General features: G+C 65.8%; 13 protein-coding genes and 1 riboswitch. Of the genes, 10 read left to right on the forward strand and 3 right to left on the reverse strand.

All coding sequences use genetic code 11. The features are described from left to right. Positions 1 to 157 precede the first annotated feature (157 nt). Positions 158 to 2,548: a PAS domain S-box protein gene (locus tag DWA33_RS13965; RefSeq protein ID WP_114358681.1), complete on the forward strand. Its 2,391-nt coding sequence runs from the start codon at positions 158 to 160 to the stop codon at positions 2,546 to 2,548. Positions 2,549 to 2,569: 21 nt separating this feature from the next. On the opposite strand, the gene DWA33_RS13970 is transcribed toward DWA33_RS13965, so the two are convergent. Next, positions 2,570 to 3,361, reverse strand: coding sequence for an IclR family transcriptional regulator domain-containing protein (locus DWA33_RS13970; protein ID WP_114358682.1), 792 nt, complete (start codon positions 3,359 to 3,361; stop codon positions 2,570 to 2,572). Between the two features lie 357 nt (positions 3,362 to 3,718). Between DWA33_RS13970 and DWA33_RS13975 the strand changes: the two genes are divergently transcribed. The 7 genes from DWA33_RS13975 (at position 3,719) to DWA33_RS14005 (ending at position 11,455) form a co-directional block, all read left to right on the forward strand. Continuing rightward, a complete protein-coding gene (locus DWA33_RS13975; protein ID WP_114358683.1) occupies positions 3,719 to 5,077 on the forward strand; it encodes an aromatic ring-hydroxylating dioxygenase subunit alpha in 1,359 nt (452 codons plus the stop codon). Beyond that, the gene (locus DWA33_RS13980; RefSeq protein ID WP_114358684.1) at positions 5,074 to 6,534 is read left to right on the forward strand and encodes a glutamine synthetase family protein; all 1,461 of its coding nucleotides are present in this window, start codon (positions 5,074 to 5,076) and stop codon (positions 6,532 to 6,534) included. Before DWA33_RS13975 ends, DWA33_RS13980 begins: the two co-directional genes overlap by 4 nt. Before the next feature lie 48 nt (positions 6,535 to 6,582). Further along, positions 6,583 to 7,758, forward strand: coding sequence for an ABC transporter substrate-binding protein (locus tag DWA33_RS13985; protein WP_114358685.1), 1,176 nt, complete (start codon positions 6,583 to 6,585; stop codon positions 7,756 to 7,758). A gap of 374 nt (positions 7,759 to 8,132) precedes the next feature. Further along, entirely contained in the window at positions 8,133 to 8,999 is an 867-nt protein-coding gene (locus tag DWA33_RS13990) for a branched-chain amino acid ABC transporter permease (protein WP_114358686.1), read from the forward strand. A 2-nt stretch (positions 9,000 to 9,001) separates the two neighbouring features. Next, positions 9,002 to 10,000, forward strand: coding sequence for a branched-chain amino acid ABC transporter permease (locus DWA33_RS13995; RefSeq protein ID WP_114358687.1), 999 nt, complete (start codon positions 9,002 to 9,004; stop codon positions 9,998 to 10,000). Further along, entirely contained in the window at positions 9,997 to 10,761 is a 765-nt protein-coding gene (locus tag DWA33_RS14000; RefSeq protein WP_114358688.1) for an ABC transporter ATP-binding protein, read from the forward strand. Before DWA33_RS13995 ends, DWA33_RS14000 begins: the two co-directional genes overlap by 4 nt. Continuing rightward, positions 10,742 to 11,455: an ABC transporter ATP-binding protein gene (locus DWA33_RS14005; RefSeq protein ID WP_114358764.1), complete on the forward strand. Its 714-nt coding sequence runs from the start codon at positions 10,742 to 10,744 to the stop codon at positions 11,453 to 11,455. The genes DWA33_RS14000 and DWA33_RS14005 overlap by 20 nt, the downstream gene beginning before the upstream one ends. 19 nt (positions 11,456 to 11,474) lie before the next feature. Here DWA33_RS14005 and DWA33_RS14010 read toward each other — a convergent pair whose 3' ends face one another. Next, positions 11,475 to 14,012 (reverse strand): HWE histidine kinase domain-containing protein, encoded by a 2,538-nt coding sequence (locus DWA33_RS14010; protein WP_114358689.1) that lies wholly within the window; start codon positions 14,010 to 14,012, stop codon positions 11,475 to 11,477. A 222-nt stretch (positions 14,013 to 14,234) separates the two neighbouring features. Between DWA33_RS14010 and DWA33_RS14015 the strand changes: the two genes are divergently transcribed. Further along, a complete protein-coding gene (locus DWA33_RS14015) occupies positions 14,235 to 15,008 on the forward strand; it encodes a Crp/Fnr family transcriptional regulator (RefSeq protein WP_430707893.1) in 774 nt (257 codons plus the stop codon). A 16-nt stretch (positions 15,009 to 15,024) separates the two neighbouring features. Here DWA33_RS14015 and DWA33_RS14020 read toward each other — a convergent pair whose 3' ends face one another. Beyond that, complete coding sequence (locus tag DWA33_RS14020; RefSeq protein ID WP_114358765.1) at positions 15,025 to 15,756, reverse strand: Crp/Fnr family transcriptional regulator; 732 nt, start codon at positions 15,754 to 15,756, stop codon at positions 15,025 to 15,027. A gap of 172 nt (positions 15,757 to 15,928) precedes the next feature. On the opposite strand from DWA33_RS14020, the gene DWA33_RS14025 reads away from it, so the two are divergent. Further along, positions 15,929 to 16,504, forward strand: coding sequence for a histidine phosphatase family protein (locus tag DWA33_RS14025; RefSeq protein ID WP_114358691.1), 576 nt, complete (start codon positions 15,929 to 15,931; stop codon positions 16,502 to 16,504). Between the two features lie 57 nt (positions 16,505 to 16,561). Then, a riboswitch (cobalamin riboswitch) is annotated at positions 16,562 to 16,761 on the forward strand. The last annotated feature ends 71 nt before the right edge of the window (positions 16,762 to 16,832 follow it).

Below are 16,832 nucleotides of genomic sequence, written 5' to 3' on the forward strand. Positions count from 1 at the left end.
ACCCGGCCGCCGATGTTGCCGGGTGGAGAGAGCGCACCAGCACCAGCGCTTGCGCCCCGCGGAACCCTGACGATGTCGCTTCCCTGCTCGCTCTCGCGTCGACTCCTGGCGGGCGGTTGCGCTAGATTCGGTTTGCACAAGCCCAGCAGAGGCGAAAGTGAACGACACGCTGTCCGCGTCCGAGCAGGCGCTCGTCGATCGGGAAAGGGAACTCGCAGAGGTTCAGCGCATCGCCAAAGTGGGCGGTGTGGTGGTGGATCTGACCGCGGGGTTCCGTAATCACCGATCCCCGGAATATCTGGCGATCCATGGCCTGCCGCCCGAGGCGGTGAACGAGACTCATGAGGACTGGGTGCGCCGGCTGCACCCCGAGGACCGCGAACGCGCCGAGCGGCAGTTTCTCGACCTCATCAAGGGCACCTCCGACCGCTACTCCGCCGAATATCGCATCATCCGCCCGAACGACGGGGAAGTGCGCTGGATCGCAGCGGAAGGGCGGATCGAGCGCGATGCGTCGGGGCGCGCGGTGCGGATGGTCGGCGCGCATATCGACATCACCGATCGCGCCGTCGCCCGCGAGATGCTGCGCGAGAGCGAGCAGCGCTTCAAGCTGATCGCCGACAGCGCGCCGGTGCCGATCTGGGTCACGCGCCTCGACCGAACCCGCAGCTTCGTCAACCGCGCCTATTGCGACTTCATCGGGCTTTCCTACGACGAGGCGCTGGTGTTCGACTGGCGCAGCATCATCCATCCCGACGATGTCGCCGAGGTGGTCCGCAACAGCGTCGCCGGCGAGGCCTCGCTGCAGCCGTTCGTGCTTGAAGGCCGCTACCGCCGCGCCGACGGGCAATGGCGGTGGATCAGGTCGGAGTCGCAGCCGCGATGGGATCCCGCCGGGCGCCACATCGGCTTCATCGGTGTCGCCCACGACATCACCACCGCCAAGCAGGCGGAGATCGATCTGCGCAATGTCAACGACGTGCTGGAGCGGCTGATCGCGCAGCGCACCGCGCAACTGCATTCCAGCGAGTCACAGCTTCGCGCGATCCTCGAAACCACCAATCAGTATCAGGGGTTGCTCGATCTCAAGGGCCGGCTGCTCTACGTCAACGGCACCGCGCTGGCCGGCATCGCGGCCGAGCCGGCGCAAGTACTGGGCGCGCTCTTCTGGAAGACGCCGTGGTTCGAGGCGACGCCCGCGGCGGAGAGTGCGATCGAACGCGCGTTCCACGCGGCGCGAGCGGGCGAGATCGCCAAGCTCGATCTGGAACTGCAACTCCCCGCCGGGCAGCGCCACATTGATTTCTCGCTGCGGCCGGTGGCGGATGCGCAGGGCGGCGTCATGGCGGTGCTGGCTGAAGGCATCGATTCCACCGAGCGCCGCCGCAACGAGGAGGCGCTGCGGCAGGCGCAGAAGATGGAAGCGGTCGGACAGCTCACCGGCGGCGTCGCGCACGACTTCAACAATCTGCTCACCATCATCCGCTCCGCGGTGGATTTCCTGCGCCGGCGCGACCTGCCGGAGGAGCGCCGCCGGCGCTACGTCGATGCGATTTCGGACACGGCCGATCGTGCCTCCAAACTCACCGGGCAACTCCTGGCGTTCGCGCGGCGGCAGCCGCTGTCGCCGGTGGTGTTCGACGTCGCGGCCCAGATCCAGAGCATCGCCAATCTGATCCGCCCGCTGGTCGGCAGCAGGGTCGAGATCGACGTCGACACCGGACGGGAGCCGAACTACGCGATCGCCGATGTGGGCCAGTTCGAGACCGCTCTGGTCAATCTCGCCGTCAACGGCCGTGACGCGATGAACGGCGAGGGCCGGCTGTCGATATCACTTCGCCGCGTCGACGAAATCCCGCCGGCGCGGTCGCAGCCGGCGCGCCAGGGCGCGTTCGTAGCGATCTCGGTCACCGACAGCGGCAGCGGCATCGCGCCGGGCAATCTCGACGTGATCTTCGAGCCGTTTTTTACCACCAAGGAGGTCGGCCGCGGTACCGGCCTCGGTCTCAGCCAGGCGTTCGGTTTCGCCAAGCAGTCCGGCGGTGAGATCATCGTGCACAGCGCGCTGGGCGAGGGGGCGACCTTCACCATCTATCTGCCCCAGGCGCAGGCCCCGGAGCAGACCGAGGCGGCGACGCTGTCGCGCGCCGACCCGGCCGGCGGGCTCGGTCACCGCATCCTGGTGGTGGAGGACAATGTCGAGGTCGGCAAGTTTTCGACCGAACTGCTGCAGGATCTCGGCTACACCATCAAATGGGCGAAGTCCGCCGACGAAGCGCTGGCGGCGCTGGCCGAGGACGAGTTCGCGTTCGATCTGGTGTTTTCCGACGTGATCATGCCCGGCAAGAACGGTGTCGAACTCGCCACCATCGTTCGCGAGCGCTATCCCGGCCTGCCGGTGGTGCTGACCAGCGGCTACAGCAGCGTGCTGGCCGAGAACGCGCATCAAGGCTTCGAGCTGATTCAGAAGCCATATTCGGTAGAAGCGCTGTCCCGGGTGTTGCGGCGGGCGATCTCCGAACGCCGGACGCGGCCGACCGGAGGATGAGGTCGCGGGCCGCGGACGAACTCACATCATCAGCGGCTTGGCTTCCTCCGCCATCGCCTGCAGCAGCGGCAGGAAGCGGTCGATCATCTCGCCGGTGGTGATCCGGTCGACATGGGCACCGATATTGGCGGCGGCGACGATCGTGTCGTCATAGCGGCGGATCGGCACCGCGACCGAGCGGAAGCCGGGCTCGGCTTCGCGGTCGACCAGCGAGTAGCCCTTGGTACGATCGGCGATGATGGTGGCGATCACCGTTTGCTTGTCGACGATGGTCTCTTCGGTCTGCTTGGCCAGCGTCATGCCGTTGATGGTCGCGGTCAGCTCGTTGTTGTCGAGCCGGCTGAGCAGTACGCGACCGACCGAGGTGCAGAACAGCGGCAATCGATAGCCGAGATCGATCCCGGCCGAGAACACCCGCGCCGGGCTGGCCCGCGCCACAAACACCGCGTCTTCGCCGTCGAGAATGGCCAGCGAGCAGACTTCCTTGGCATTGGCCGACACCCGGTCCATCAGCGGCTGCAGCACCGCGCTGATCTGGTTTGAGGCCAGATAGGCAGAGGCGAGTCCGAGCACGCGCGGCGTCAGCGCGAACAGCCGGTCGTCGCTGCTGACATAGCCGGCGCTCTGCAGCGTCAGCAGGATACGCCGTGCCGTCGCGCGCGGCAGATCGCAGGCCTTGGCGACATCGCTCAGCGTCATCGGCCGCTGTTCGGCGCCGAAGGCTTCGATCACCCGCAATCCCCGCGACAGGCTTTCGATGAACTCGGCACTCTCGGTCGGTGCGTCGTCGGCGGTTCGTTTCAGTTTGGGCATGCGGGTACTTTGTATGGGGACGAGGCGGAGCGCCGACGGCACGCGCCGCGACTTTTGAGCGCGAGCTATACGATTGTTCGATCAACGAACACAAGTTCGCCAGCGACTTAGGCGGCTGCCATCCTCATAGGCACGGAACGCGGAGAATTTGTTCTTGCACGAGATGCTCTTTAGAGGCAGTTTCATTCTAAACGAACGAATGTTCGTCTATCGAACGTTTTGCTGTGCAGGGCGAATGATGGTCAGGATCAATGTCAGCGGCTATGGCACCCACAAGCTGCTGCGCGCGCTGACCGCGGTCGCTCCTGCGCTCACAACAAGGCAGCCGCCCGAGGCTGCGCCAAGGAGGCCGACGCCATGATGAGCCAGGAACAGAATGATCTGATCACCCGGGTCGGGCCGGGGACGCCCTGCGGCAAGCTGATGCGCGCCTATTGGCAGCCGGCCGCGCTGGTCGACGAACTCGAAGGCGAGCGGCCGATCAAGCCGGTGCGGCTGCTCGGCGAAGACTTCGTGCTGTTCAAGGACGAGACCGGCCGCTACGGCCTGATCGATCGCGACTGCCCGCATCGCGGCGCCGACCTCGCGTTCGGGCGGCTGGAGAACGGCGGCCTGCGCTGCGCCTTCCACGGCTGGCTGTTCGACGTCGACGGCAATTGCATCGACACCCCCGCCGAGCCGGCCGGCTCCCCGCTGTGCAAGAACATCAAGCAGCGCGCGTTTCCGGTGGTGGCCAAGGGCGGCATCCTGTGGGCCTATCTCGGCGCGGGCGAGCCGCCGGCGTTTCCGGAGATCGATTGCTTCATCGCCCCCGATACCCATGTGTTCGCGTTCAAGGGGCTGATGGAATGCAACTGGCTGCAGGCGCTGGAGGTCGGCATCGACCCGGCGCACGCCTCGTTCCTGCACCGCTTCTTCGAGGATGAGGACACCTCGCAGGCCTACGGCAAGCAATTCCGCGGCGCCTCGGCGGGCAGCGATCTGCCGATGACCAAGGTGCTGCGCGAATACGATCGCCCGATCATCAATGTCGAGCACACCGAATACGGCCTGCGGCTGATCGCGCTGCGCGAGATCGACGACGAACGCACCCACGTCCGCGTCACCAATCAGCTGTTCCCGCACGGCTTCGTCATCCCGATGAGCACCGAGATGACGATCACGCAGTGGCACGTCCCGGTCGACGACACCCACTGTTACTGGTACGCGATCTTCACCAGCTACGCTGCGCCGGTCGACAAGTTGAAGATGCGCGATCAGCGCCTCGAGCTGTACGAGCTGCCGGACTACAAGTCGCGCAAGAACAAGACCAACGATTACGGCTTCGATCCGCACGAGCAGGCGACCGCGACCTACACCGGCATGGGACTGGACATCAACGTGCACGACCAGTGGGCGGTGGAGTCGATGGGCGCGATCCAGGATCGCACTCGCGAGCATCTCGGCCAGAGCGACAAGGCGATCATCCAGTATCGCAGGCTGCTGCGCCAGGAGATCGAAAAGGCCGCCTCCGGCGCCAGGCCGTTGCTCGCGCTCGACGAGGCTGCGGCCCGCGCGATCCAGGGGCCGGCCACGATGGACGGCATCGGCCCGAGCCGCGGCTGGGAGACCTATTGGATGGAGGTCGACGTCAAGCGTCGCCGCGGCGCGCCGTGGGCCGCGCCGGTGCCGTCCGAGATCGCCGCCAAGGTCCCGCATCTGACGGCCGCAGAATGAACGTGCACCAGCGATACGCAACGGGCGACAGCCTGGCGGCCCGGCACGGCCTGTGGTCCGAGGAGCAGATCGATGCGGCGGCGCGGGTCCGCCGCATCGCCGAAGAGCAGGGGCTCGAAACCATCCGGTTCTCGTTCCCCGATCAGCACGGCATCCTGCGCGGCAAGACGCTGGTGGCGTCCGAAGCGCTGAACTGCCTCGACAGCGGCGCCACCATCACCACCACGATGCTGGCGAAAGACACCTCGCACAAGACGGTGTTTCCGGTGTTTCAGGCCGGCGGGGGCTTCGGCATGTCGGAGATGCAGGGCGGCGCCGACGTCGTCATGCTGCCCGATCCGACCACGTTCCGCGTCCTGCCCTGGGCACCGACCACCGGCTGGGTATTGTGCGATCTGTACTTCGCCGATGGCCGCCCGGTGCAGTTCGCGACCCGCGGCATCTATCGCTCGGTGCTGCAGAAGCTCGCCGACCGCGGTTACGACTACAAGGCGGGACTCGAGGTCGAATTCCACGTCTTCAAGGTCGAAGATTCCAAGATGCGGCCGGAGCATGCCGGCCAGCCCGGCGAACCGCCGAGCGTGAGTCTCTTGTCGCACGGCTATCAGTATCTCACCGAGCAGCGCTACGACCAGATGGAGCCGGTGCTCGAACTGATCCGCCGCGACATTCTCGCGCTCGGCTTGCCGCTGCGTTCGATCGAGGTCGAGTTCGGCCCGAGCCAGTGCGAGTTCACCTTCCAGCCGACGGTGGGGCTGCTGCCGGCCGATCTGATGGTGCTGTTCCGCGCCGCGGTGAAGCAGATCTGTCGCCGCCACGGTTATCACGCCACCTTCATGTGCCGGCCGCGGATTCCGAACGTGGTGTCGTCGGGCTGGCATCTGCACCAGTCGCTGGTGGCGCGCGACGGCGGCCGCAACGCGTTCATGTCGGATAGCGACGTGCTGTCGGATTTCGGCAGGCACTATCTGGCCGGGCTGATGACGCACGCCCGCGCCGCGACCGTGTTCACCACGCCGACCATCAACGGCTACAAGCGTTATCGTTCCTATTCGCTGGCGCCAGATCGTGCGATCTGGGGCCGCGACAATCGCGGCGTGATGCTGCGCGTAATCGGTGGGCCGGGCGACAAGGCGACGCGGATCGAGAACCGCGTCGGCGAGCCGGCCGCCAATCCGTATCTGTACATGGCGTCGCAGATCCTGTCGGGCCTCGACGGCGTCGACCGCAAGCTCGATCCGGGCCCGTCGGCGGATACGCCTTACGAGACCAAGGCGGATCTGTTGCCGAAATCGCTGCGCGAGGCGATCTTCGCGCTGCGCGACGATCCGTTCTTCCGTACCGCGCTGGGCGACGAATTCGTCGACTATTATACGTTCATCAAGAATGCCGAGATCGAGCGCTTCCAGGCGGAAGTCACCGAGTGGGAGCAGCGCGAGTATTTCGAGATGTTCTGAGCATAACTAAACGCAAATAACAGGATCAGGCAGAGGAGAGCGAGACGGATGGTGAAAAAGTTTGGGTGGCTGTGCGCAGCCGCGGCGATTTCGTTCAGTGTCGGCGCCGCGCAGGCCGACACCATCAAGGTCGGCGTGATCGGCACCATGTCGGGGCCGTACGCGCTGTTCGGCCAGAATTATAAAATGGGCATCGACGCCTGGGTCGCCGAGCACGGCAACAAGGTCGGCGGCCACACCGTCGAGTTCGTCTATCGCGACGAGGTCTCGCCCAATCCGGCGCAGTCCAAGGCGCTGGCGCAGGAACTGATCGTCAAGGAGAAGGTGCAGTACATCGCCGGCCTGTACTTCACGCCGAACGCGATGGCGGTGGCGCCGCTGCTGCAGGAAGCCAAGGTGCCGATGGTGGTGATGAACGCCGCCACTTCGTCGATCACCGAGAAAAGCCCCTACATCGTCCGCACCTCGTTCACGATGTACCAAAACACAGTGCCGGCCGCGAAGGTCGCCAAGCAGAAGGGCGCCAAGAAGGTCGCGATCGCGGTCAGCGATTACGGTCCGGGCATCGACGCCGAGACCGCGTTCAAGAAGACCTTCGAGGCCGAAGGCGGCAGCGTGGTCGAATCCGTGCGAATGCCGCTGGCGACCACCGATTTCGGCCCGATCATGCAGCGGATCAAGGATTCGGGCGCCGACATGATCTTCACCTTCCTGCCCGCCGGCCCGCCGACCCTCGGCTTCGTCAAGGCCTATATCGACAACGGCCTGAAGGCATCCGGCGTCAAGCTGATGTCGACCGGCGACGTCGTCACCGAGCCCGATCTGCCGAATATCGGCGATTCCGGCATCGGCATCCTGTCGACCTATCACTATGCGGTGTCGCACGACTCGCCCGAGAACAAGGCGTTTCTGGCTCAGCTCGAAAAGGGCGGCGCCAAGCTCAGCGACGTCACCATGACGTCGGTCGCCGCCTATGACGGCGCCCGCCTGATCTACAAGATGATCGAGGCGACCGGCGGCAAGCAGGATCCCGAGAAGGCGATCGCGGCGGTCAAGGGCATGAAGTGGACCAGCCCGCGCGGCCCGGTGTCGATCGATCCGACCACCCGCCACATCACCCAGAACGTCTATCTGCGCGAAGTGGTGAAGCAGGACGGCAAGCTGATCAACAAGGAGATCGAGACCTTCAAGGATCAGCCGGACTGGGGACTGGTTAAGCAGTAAGCCGAAACTTTGGGCCCTTCGCGCTTGGTTCGTGACTTGGCGCGGAGGGCTGTTGTCGACTAGATCGGTTCAGTTCGTCGTAGAATCAGGCTGGCTGTCGGGATGGTTGCCGCGACCACCACCTCATGGTGAGGAGGCGCGAAGCGCCGTCTCGAACCATGGGCCGCAAGGAACGCGTGGCCCCATCCTTCGAGACGCCCGGCTTCGCCGGGCTCCTCAGGATGAGGACACAGTGCAATGTGGAATGGGCGATAGCGCCTCGATCAATCGGTGAGGCGCTCTGGGAAAACGGCGTGAAGTCGAGTCGGGAGTGAGGTTGTGAACGCTGAATTGAATCGAACCAGATCGGCGACGTCCGCGTGGGCGGCTCTGTGATGCGGACGATTCTCGGAATCCTGCCGGACGCTCTCGCCTACGGCATGGTGCTGTTCACGATCTCGATCGGCCTGTCGATCATGATGGGCCTGATGCGCGTGGTCAATCTCGCCCACGGCGCGTTCGCGATGATCGGCGGCTACTTTGCCTCGTTCGCGCTGACCTCGCTCGGCGTGTCCTACCCGATCGCGATCCTGATCGCGGTGATCGGCGCGGTCGTGATCTCGGTGCCGTTCGAGTTTCTGCTGTATCGGCGGATCTATCGCCGCTCCGACGAACTGACCCAGATCCTGCTGACGATCGGCATCACCTTCTTCATCGTCGGCATCGCCAACTACATCTTCGGCCCGACCTCGAAGCCGATCCCGCTCCCGGAGATGCTGAAAGGGCCGTTCGATCTCGGCTTCCGCATGATTCCGGCGCACCGGCTGTTCGTGATCGGCTGCGGCGTCGTCACCGCGGTGGCGCTGTGGCTGATGATCGAGAAGACCGAGTTCGGCGTGCGGCTGCGCGCGGCGGTCGACAACGGCGACATGGCCGAGGCGCTCGGCATCCGCACCCAGATCGTCTATTCGGCGACCTTCGCGCTCGCGGTCGGGCTCGCCGCATTCGGCGGCGTGGTCGGTGCCGAGCTGTTGCCGGTCGAGCCGTTCTACGCGCTGCGCTACATGGTGACGTTCCTGGTCGTGGTCTCGGTCGGCGGCGCGGGTTCGGTGACCGGCGCGATGGCGGCGTCGCTGCTGCTCGGCCTCGCCGACACCACCGGCAAATATCTGGCGCCGGAGTTCGGCGAGTTCTTCTTCTATGTCGCGGTGATCGTGATCGTCTACGTGTTCCCCCACGGCCTGTTCGGAAAGGCGCACTAAAGATGGCGACCTTGTCCGTCACCGCAGCGCCCTCGGCCTGGGCCGGTCTCCGCAACGACCTGATCGCCGCCGCGGTGATCGCCGTGCTCGGGGCGATCGGGTATTTCGTCTATCCCGACGATCTCGCCTTTCTGATCCGCGTGATCGGTCTGGCATTCCTGGTGATCTCGCTCGATCTCGTCACCGGCTATTGTGGTGTAGCCACCCTCGGCCATGCGGCGCTGTTCGGAGTCGGTGCCTATGCGGCCGGCAATTTCTGTCTCGCAGGCGTCACCGATCCGATCCTGATGCTGCTGATCGGCGCGCTCGCCGGCACCGCGACCGGGCTCGTCTCCGGCCTGTTGGTGACGCGCTTCCGCGGCCTGCCGCAACTGGTGCTGTCGATCGCGTTCGGACAGCTCGTCGCCGCGCTCGCCAACAAATTGTCGTCGATCACCGGTGGCAGCGACGGCCTGGCCGGCATCTCCCCGGGGCCGGTGTTCGGCATCTTCAACTTCGATATGTTCGGCCGCACCGGCTACGTGTTCTCGGTGATCGTTCTGCTGATCACGATGGTGACGCTGCTCCGGTTCGGCCGTTCGCCGTTCGCGTTGATGTGCCGCGCCATCAAGGACGACACGCTGCGGACGCGGATGATCGGCGTCTCGGTGTACCCGCGGCTGGTGGTGATGTACTGCGCGGCCGGCGCGGTCGCCGGGCTCGGCGGGGCGCTGACCGCCATCAACACCGGCGTGGTCGGGCTCGACAGCGTCAGCTTCGAGCGCTCGGCCGAAGCGCTGATCATGCTGATCCTCGGCGGCGCCGGCAATCTGTGGGGGGCGCTGATCGGTGCCATCCTGTTCGAGCTGTTCCACCACTACGTCTCGACCGCCAGCCCGTTCCACTGGATGATCCTGGTCGGCGTACTGCTGATCGTGGTGGTGCTGTTCTTCCCCAAGGGGCTGGTCAACGAGGTGACCCGGCGGATCGGCGATTTCAGGCAGGCGAGGGCCGCGCGATGACCACCCTGCTCGAAGTCCAGCGCCTGTCGAAATCGTTCGGCGGCCTGCGCGTCACCGACGACGTCTCTTTCACGCTGTCGAGCGGTGACCGGGTCGCGCTGATCGGCCCGAACGGCGCCGGCAAGACCACGCTGGTCAATCAGCTTTCCGGAGATCTGGCGCCGTCGGACGGCCGCATCCTGCTGGCGGGCGAGGACGTCACCACCGCGTCGATCCCCGAGCGTGTCCGCGGCGGCTTGGTCCGCACCTTCCAGGTGACGCGGCTGTTCACAAGCCTCACGGTGGCCGAGAACGTCGCGCTCGCCGTGATGCAACGCCGCGGCCTGACCAGGCGGATGTTCTCCTCGGTGATGGACAAGGCCGACGTCCGCGACGAGTGGCAGAGCGTGCTCAGCCTGCTCGGCATCGGCCATCTGGCGGCGACGCCGGTGACCAAGCTGGCTTACGGCCAGCAGCGGCTGCTCGATCTGGCGATCGGTCTCGCCATGAAGCCGCGTGTGCTGGTGCTCGACGAGCCTGCCGCCGGCGTGCCGCACGACGAGTCGCCGCGGATTCTCGAAGCGATCGGCCGGATGTCGCCGGAGATCGCGATCCTGATGATCGAGCACGACATGGATCTGGTGTTCAAATTCGCAAAGCGCGTGCTGGTGCTGGCGAACGGCGCGCTGATCTTCGAAGGCACCCCCGCCGAGGTGAAGGAAAACGACGCCGTCCGTGCGGCCTATCTGGGAAACTATGCCGATGCCCGCCGCGCGTCTTGACGTCGAAGGCCTCAGCGCCGGCTACGGCTCGGTGAGCATTCTGAGCGACATCGGCTTTTCGGTGCCGGCCGGTGGACGGCTCACCGTGCTCGGCCGCAATGGCGTCGGCAAGACCACGCTGCTGGCGACGCTGATGGGACTGACCACCCACAAGGGCGGCTCGGTGCGCGTCGGCGAGCGCGACGTCACCGGGCTGAAGACCTTCGCCCGCGCCGCCGCCGGGCTCGGCTACGTGCCGCAGACCCGCGACATCTTCCGCTCGCTCACTGTCGAAGAGAATCTGTTCACCGGCCTCAAAGGCCGGCCGCGAACCGAACTCGAGTCGGTGTACGCGATGTTCCCGCGCCTCGCCGAGCGGCGCAACCACGGCGGCATGCAGCTCTCGGGCGGCGAGCAGCAGATGCTGTCGCTGGCGCGCACGCTGCTCGGCAAGCCGAGCGTGCTGCTGCTCGACGAGCCGCTCGAAGGCCTCGCGCCGGTGATCTGCGATCAACTGATGGAAACCATCGTCAAGCTGGCACAGTCCGGGGAGATGACGGTGGTGCTGGTCGAACAGCAGATCGAGCGCGCGCTCGATTTTGCTGACGATGTGCTGGTGGTCGAGCGCGGCCGTATCGTCTGGCGCGGCCGGGCGGCCGAGTTCAGGGCCGATCGCGAATTGGCCGACCGGCTGCTCGGTGTCGGCATCGGCTGAGGACGCGGCGGGAAGCCCGTCAGCCGCGGTCGTCGAGCATCGCCGCCAGGGCGCCGCGCAGCGACTCGATCGAATATGGCTTGCGCACGATCGGCAGGTCGCGCATGCGCTCCGGAATCATCGCGGTGTCGCCGTAGCCGGTTGCAAACATGAACGGGATGCCGAGCCGTTCGAGTTCGTCGGCGACGGGCAGTGAGCTGCCGCTGCCGAGATTGACGTCGAGGATCGCCAGAGTCGGCGGCTGCTGCATGATCGTCAGCAGCGCCTCTTCGGCGGACGCCACCGAGATCACCGACCTGGCCCCGATAGCCCCGAGCATTTCCTCGGCATCGAGCGCGATCACGAGCTGATCTTCGACCAGCAGGATCGCCGCGTTGGCGATGTTCAGCGTGCTGCTGTCGCCGCTTGCACTGTTCGGCTGCGGACTCGAGGGCCGCTGCAGCGACTCGGTGACGAACTGACCGGGAATACCGAGTCTCGCGACGACGCCGCCTGGCGCGTAGTCGATCTCGCTCCAGCCGCCGAGGTCGAACGGAATGCTGCGGCTGAGCAGCACGGTGCCGAAGCCCTGCCGGGTCGGCGGCCGGACCGGCGGGCCGCCTGTCTCGGCCCATTCGACGTCGCAGCGGCCATCGGCGCGCGCCGTCCATGTCACCTTCAGCCGGCCCGACGAGCGCGACAGTGCGCCGTACTTCGCCGCGTTGGTCGCCAGTTCGTGCAGCACCAGCGCCATCACCGAATAGGCGCGGGAATCCAGACCGACGTCGGGACCGTCCAGCACGATCTGGGCGGCGGGGTAAGGCGACAGCTCGGCGCGGATCAGATCGAGTAGCGCGCCGCCGCCGTCGGATCGCACCACCTGATCGTGCGCGAAAGACAGCGCCATGATCCGCCCGCGCAGCGCCGAAGCGAATTCCTCCAACGACTTGCCTTCGCCGGCAGGCTGGTTCACCAGCGACTTGATCAGCGCCAGGATGTTCTTGACGCGGTGGTTCAGTTCCTCGTTGAGGACGCGCTGGCGCACCTCGGCCTTCTTGCGCTCCGCCGAGAGAATTTCGCTTTGCCGCAGCAGCACTTCGCGCAAGCCGACCTGGATGGTCGCCGCGGTGTCGCGATCATCCGCGTTCCACGGGATCGACTGACCCTCGACCTGCTCCTTCCAGATCGCAAAGCTCTTGCGAGGCGTCAGACGGTCGCCGAGCGGCCCGGCCTCGTAGGTCTTGTTTGGATCGCCTGCCCAGTTCAGCGTCTGCACCTGCTCCTTGCGGAAGAACAGCAAGTAATCACCGGCGGTCTGCGACAGCGGGATTGCCAGCATGCCGGCGGCCGCCCCCGCATAGTCGCTCGCCGCCACGATCCTGTCGGCCAAAGCGTGGGTGGCGACGATCTCGTTTCCGGCACGGCCGGTGAGCAGATACATGATCGACGGCAGCGCGTTGGCCGGCGGCGTCGAACCGTGCGCGGTCCAAACGCCGTTCATCCACAGGCCGACGCCGTCGCTCGGAATCAGGTCGGCGATACGCGTGAGGTTGGCGCGCAGAAAGTCGTCGACCGAGGCATCGAACGACATCTGGCTGGTCAGCGCGTCGAGCGTCCGGCGGGTGCGCAGCGAGGCCTGGAAGCGGCGCTGGTGATGGACGGCGGTGAAATGCAGCGAGAAGAAGTCGGCGAACATTTCGGCCGCGACACGCTGCGCCATCGGCACCACGCGCGGTTCGTAGTGATGGCAGGCGATCAGGCCCCACAGCGTGCCGTCGATGATGATCGACAGCGACATCGAGGCGCTGACGCCCATGTTGCGCAGATATTCGAGGTGGATCGGCGACACGCTGCGCAGATGCGCGAACGACAGATCGAGCGCGGCGCCGGAGGCATCGCGCTCCGGCACGATCCGGCTGCTGTCGCCGCGGGAATCCGAGATCACGCGGATCGCATTCTTCAGATACAGTAGCCGCGCCTGCTGCGGGATGTCGGAAGCCGGAAAATGCTGCCCGAGGAAGCTCTCGAGGTCGCCGCGCTTGGCCTCGCCGATCACCTCGCCGGAGCCGTCGGCGGCAAAGCGATACATCATCACCCGGTGATAGCCGAGCATGGCCTGCAGATAGCGCGGCACCCGCGCCGCCATCTCGTCCAGCGACTTCAGCTCCTTGGTACGCGCGATGATCTGCCGCGTCAGCCGCAGCGGGTTGTCGGCATGGTCGGCGGCCGCGGGCTCGAATTCGATGATCGAGGTGCCGTCGTGATGATGCAGAGAGATGTCGAAGGCGCGGCCGGTGCCGCCGTCCCGCCAGCCGAAGATCAGCGCCGGTCGTTTCGGGTCGGATGCCTGCGCCAGAGCGTTGCGCAGCGTGTGAGCCTCGGTCTCGCCGAAGTAGTCGGCCAGCAGCTCGCCGACCCGCGGCGTCTCGCGGCCCAGAATGGCGCCGGCGTTTTCCGAGATGCGCGTGATCCGCACCGCTTGCGAGTCGCACGCCAGCAGGCAGCCGCGCGGCTGAATGCTTCCGGGAATGTGGATCGGTTCGCGATCGCAGGAGGTGAGATCGACCTTATGCGGCACGTCGTGCCCCCCGCGAAGCCGCGGCGCACGCTGCTACACGCCCGATCTCTCGGGAGCGATGAGCAGAGACGGTCGTCGATAGGATCGTTGCACCTGCAGCCAATGGAAACCTTACGGGTGGGGGGAAGCGAGCCGACGACAAGCCGTCCACCCGGCTAGAGGCTGAGACACTCGCAACGTGCCTCGCTGGACGCTGGAACCAATCTAGCCCCGGTAGGTTATTTGTTCCGTTCACTAGTAGACAGAGGAACAGCCGTGATCGCCGGTTCTGAAAGGCCGAACAACAATTTGTTGCGAGCATTGAGCCTGAGCGATTTCGAGCTCCTGCGTCCGCATCTGAGGTGCGAGACCCGCGCGGCCGGAGATCTTTTGTATCGCCCCGGCGATCACGTCGGCAGCGCGTTCTTTCCGTGCGGGCCAAGCCTGGTCTCCTATGAAGTGACCGATGGCGACGGCCGCGGCGTCGAGACCGTGCTGGTCGGGCGCGAGGGCGCGGTCGGCGGCATCGTCAGTTCCGGTTTCCTGCCGGCGTACTGCCTGATCGTCGTCAAGTTCGAGGGGCCGTTCGTCCGCGTGCCGATCCTCAACATCCAGGCCGCCAAGGATCGTTCGCCGAGCTTCAAGGCGATGTTCGCACGCTACGCCGACTGCCTGATGGCGCAGATGTTCCAATCGACCGCGTGCAACGCGATCCATTCGATCGAGCAGCGCACAGCGAAATGGATCGCTGCAGCGATGGACCGGACCGGCGACACGACGGTGCCGCTCACTCACGAACAGCTCGCGGCGATGATGGGGGTCGGCCGCAGCTACACCAGCCGCGTGCTGCAGGCATTTCGCCAGGAGGGCATCCTCACCACGCGGCGCGGCGCGCTGATCGTCGACGATGCCGACAAGCTGCGGATGCGTGCCTGCCGCTGCAACGACGCGGTGAAGGAGCATTTCGACGTGGTGCTGCGCGGCGTCTATCCGGAGCCGGACGACGCCGCCGCGTAACTTTTGCCGGATGACGTCAGCGCGCCGGTGCGCGCTTGAGGTGCAGATAGCCGGGATCGAATTCGCCGATCTTGGCGAGGCCTTGCCAGTTTCGGATGGTCAGAATCCCATAGCGGAAGTCCATCGTCTTCGATGCCCGCAGCGACGAGATGGTCCGATTGACGGTGGCGATCGCCATGCCCAGGGTGTCGCCCAGTTGGGCGAGGCTGATCGGGAGCTGCATTGAATTGCCGTCGGTGAGCTTGGAGACTTCGGCGCGGTAGAACAGCTCGCAGAACAGATGCGCCATCCGGGCCTTCATCGTCCGGGCGCTGTTGTTGGTGATCGCTTCACGAAAAATCGCAGCGTCGACAAGGGTTTCGCGCCAGATCGCAAAGCCGAGACCGGGCCGGGCTTCGAACATCCGCAGGATCTCCCGATGTGGAATGATCGCCGCGACCGCTTGTCCGATTGCGCAGAGCGAGTGATCCATCCGCTCGAGGAAGATGCCCTGGGAGTCGGGCAAGTCGCCGACCATGTGAAACGACAGGAATTGGCGCCGCCCATTTCGCTGCAGGTGATAACGCCCGACCATGCCGTCGACCACCAATGCGGCTCCTTTCGGGGATTCGCCCTGCTGGACCAGATCTTCGCCGCCTTGCAGCTCACGCAAGGTGAAGCTGAGACCGCGGATCGCCGCCAGATCGTCGCTCGACAGGCGGGAATGCTCACGGAGTTTGTCGATCAAGACACGATGCACGTCCTTCATGAAGCCGAGGGCCTTTCGCATATCATCTGATACGGAGATCTGTGCCGGCTTCAACGCGGCGACGGAGGGTCGGTTTCAATTCCGCCGAGGAGGACCGGCGAAGCTGCGCTCGCTTGCGGATTGCGCTTCTGGCGTGCTCTGTCTGCTCGATGAGTCGTGCGAGGATCGATCGATGAGTGATGTCAGCCGGCTGTGGCTGGTCCGGCATGCCCCGGTGGACGGGCCGAAGGGTGTCATCCATTCGCCCGACGCACCGGTCGATCTCGGCGATGCGGCGCGGCTGAGCCGGCTGCGCGAAGCGCTGCCGCGCGAGGCCGCGGCGGTCGCCAGTCCGAGTCGGCGCACGCGCGAGACCGCTGCGGCGATCGGTTTCGAGCCGGTGCTCGAGCCGGATTTCCGCGAGCAGGATTTCGGTGCCTGGACCGGGCGTCGCCACGATGATCTGGCGCGCGAGCTCGGCCCGGCCTACGAGGCGTTCTGGCAGGATGCCGCGCGGCTGGCGCCGCCGGGCGGCGAGAGTTTCGTCGACCAGATTGCACGGGTTCGTCGCGGTCTGGCGGCCCTGGCCGACGGCGACGTCGTCATGGTGGTGCATTCCGGGACGATTCGCGCGGTGCTGGCGATCGCGCTGGGGATGTCGCCGGAAGCGGCCTTTAGCTTCGTGATCGATCCGCTGTCGCTGACGCTGATCGATCGGCTCGGCTCCTCCGGCTGGCGCATCGTCTGCGTCAATCGCATCGCCGGCTAAATCGCCTGCTGCGGTGCACCGCGGCCATTTTTACTTGCACGCACACCGGGCGCGTGCTCTGGTTTCGACGTCTTCGGTGCCTCGCATGCGAGGTGAAACTGGGAATACGGTGCGGTGACTTTCACCAAATCCGTAGCTGCCCCCGCAACTGTAAGCGGATCTGTCCGGATCAGACGGCCACTGACGCCATCGGCGTCGGGAAGGCGATCCGGGCGACATCCGTGAGCCAGGAGACCGGCCGGAGACGGAAGCATCTAACCGATCGACGGCGGGTCGAGAGCGGAGCAGCGATGACCGAATTCTCTTAGCAGGCGAAGCCGCGCGCAGC

The organism is Rhodopseudomonas pentothenatexigens, from assembly GCF_900218015.1.
Lineage (GTDB): Bacteria > Pseudomonadota > Alphaproteobacteria > Rhizobiales > Xanthobacteraceae > Rhodopseudomonas > Rhodopseudomonas pentothenatexigens.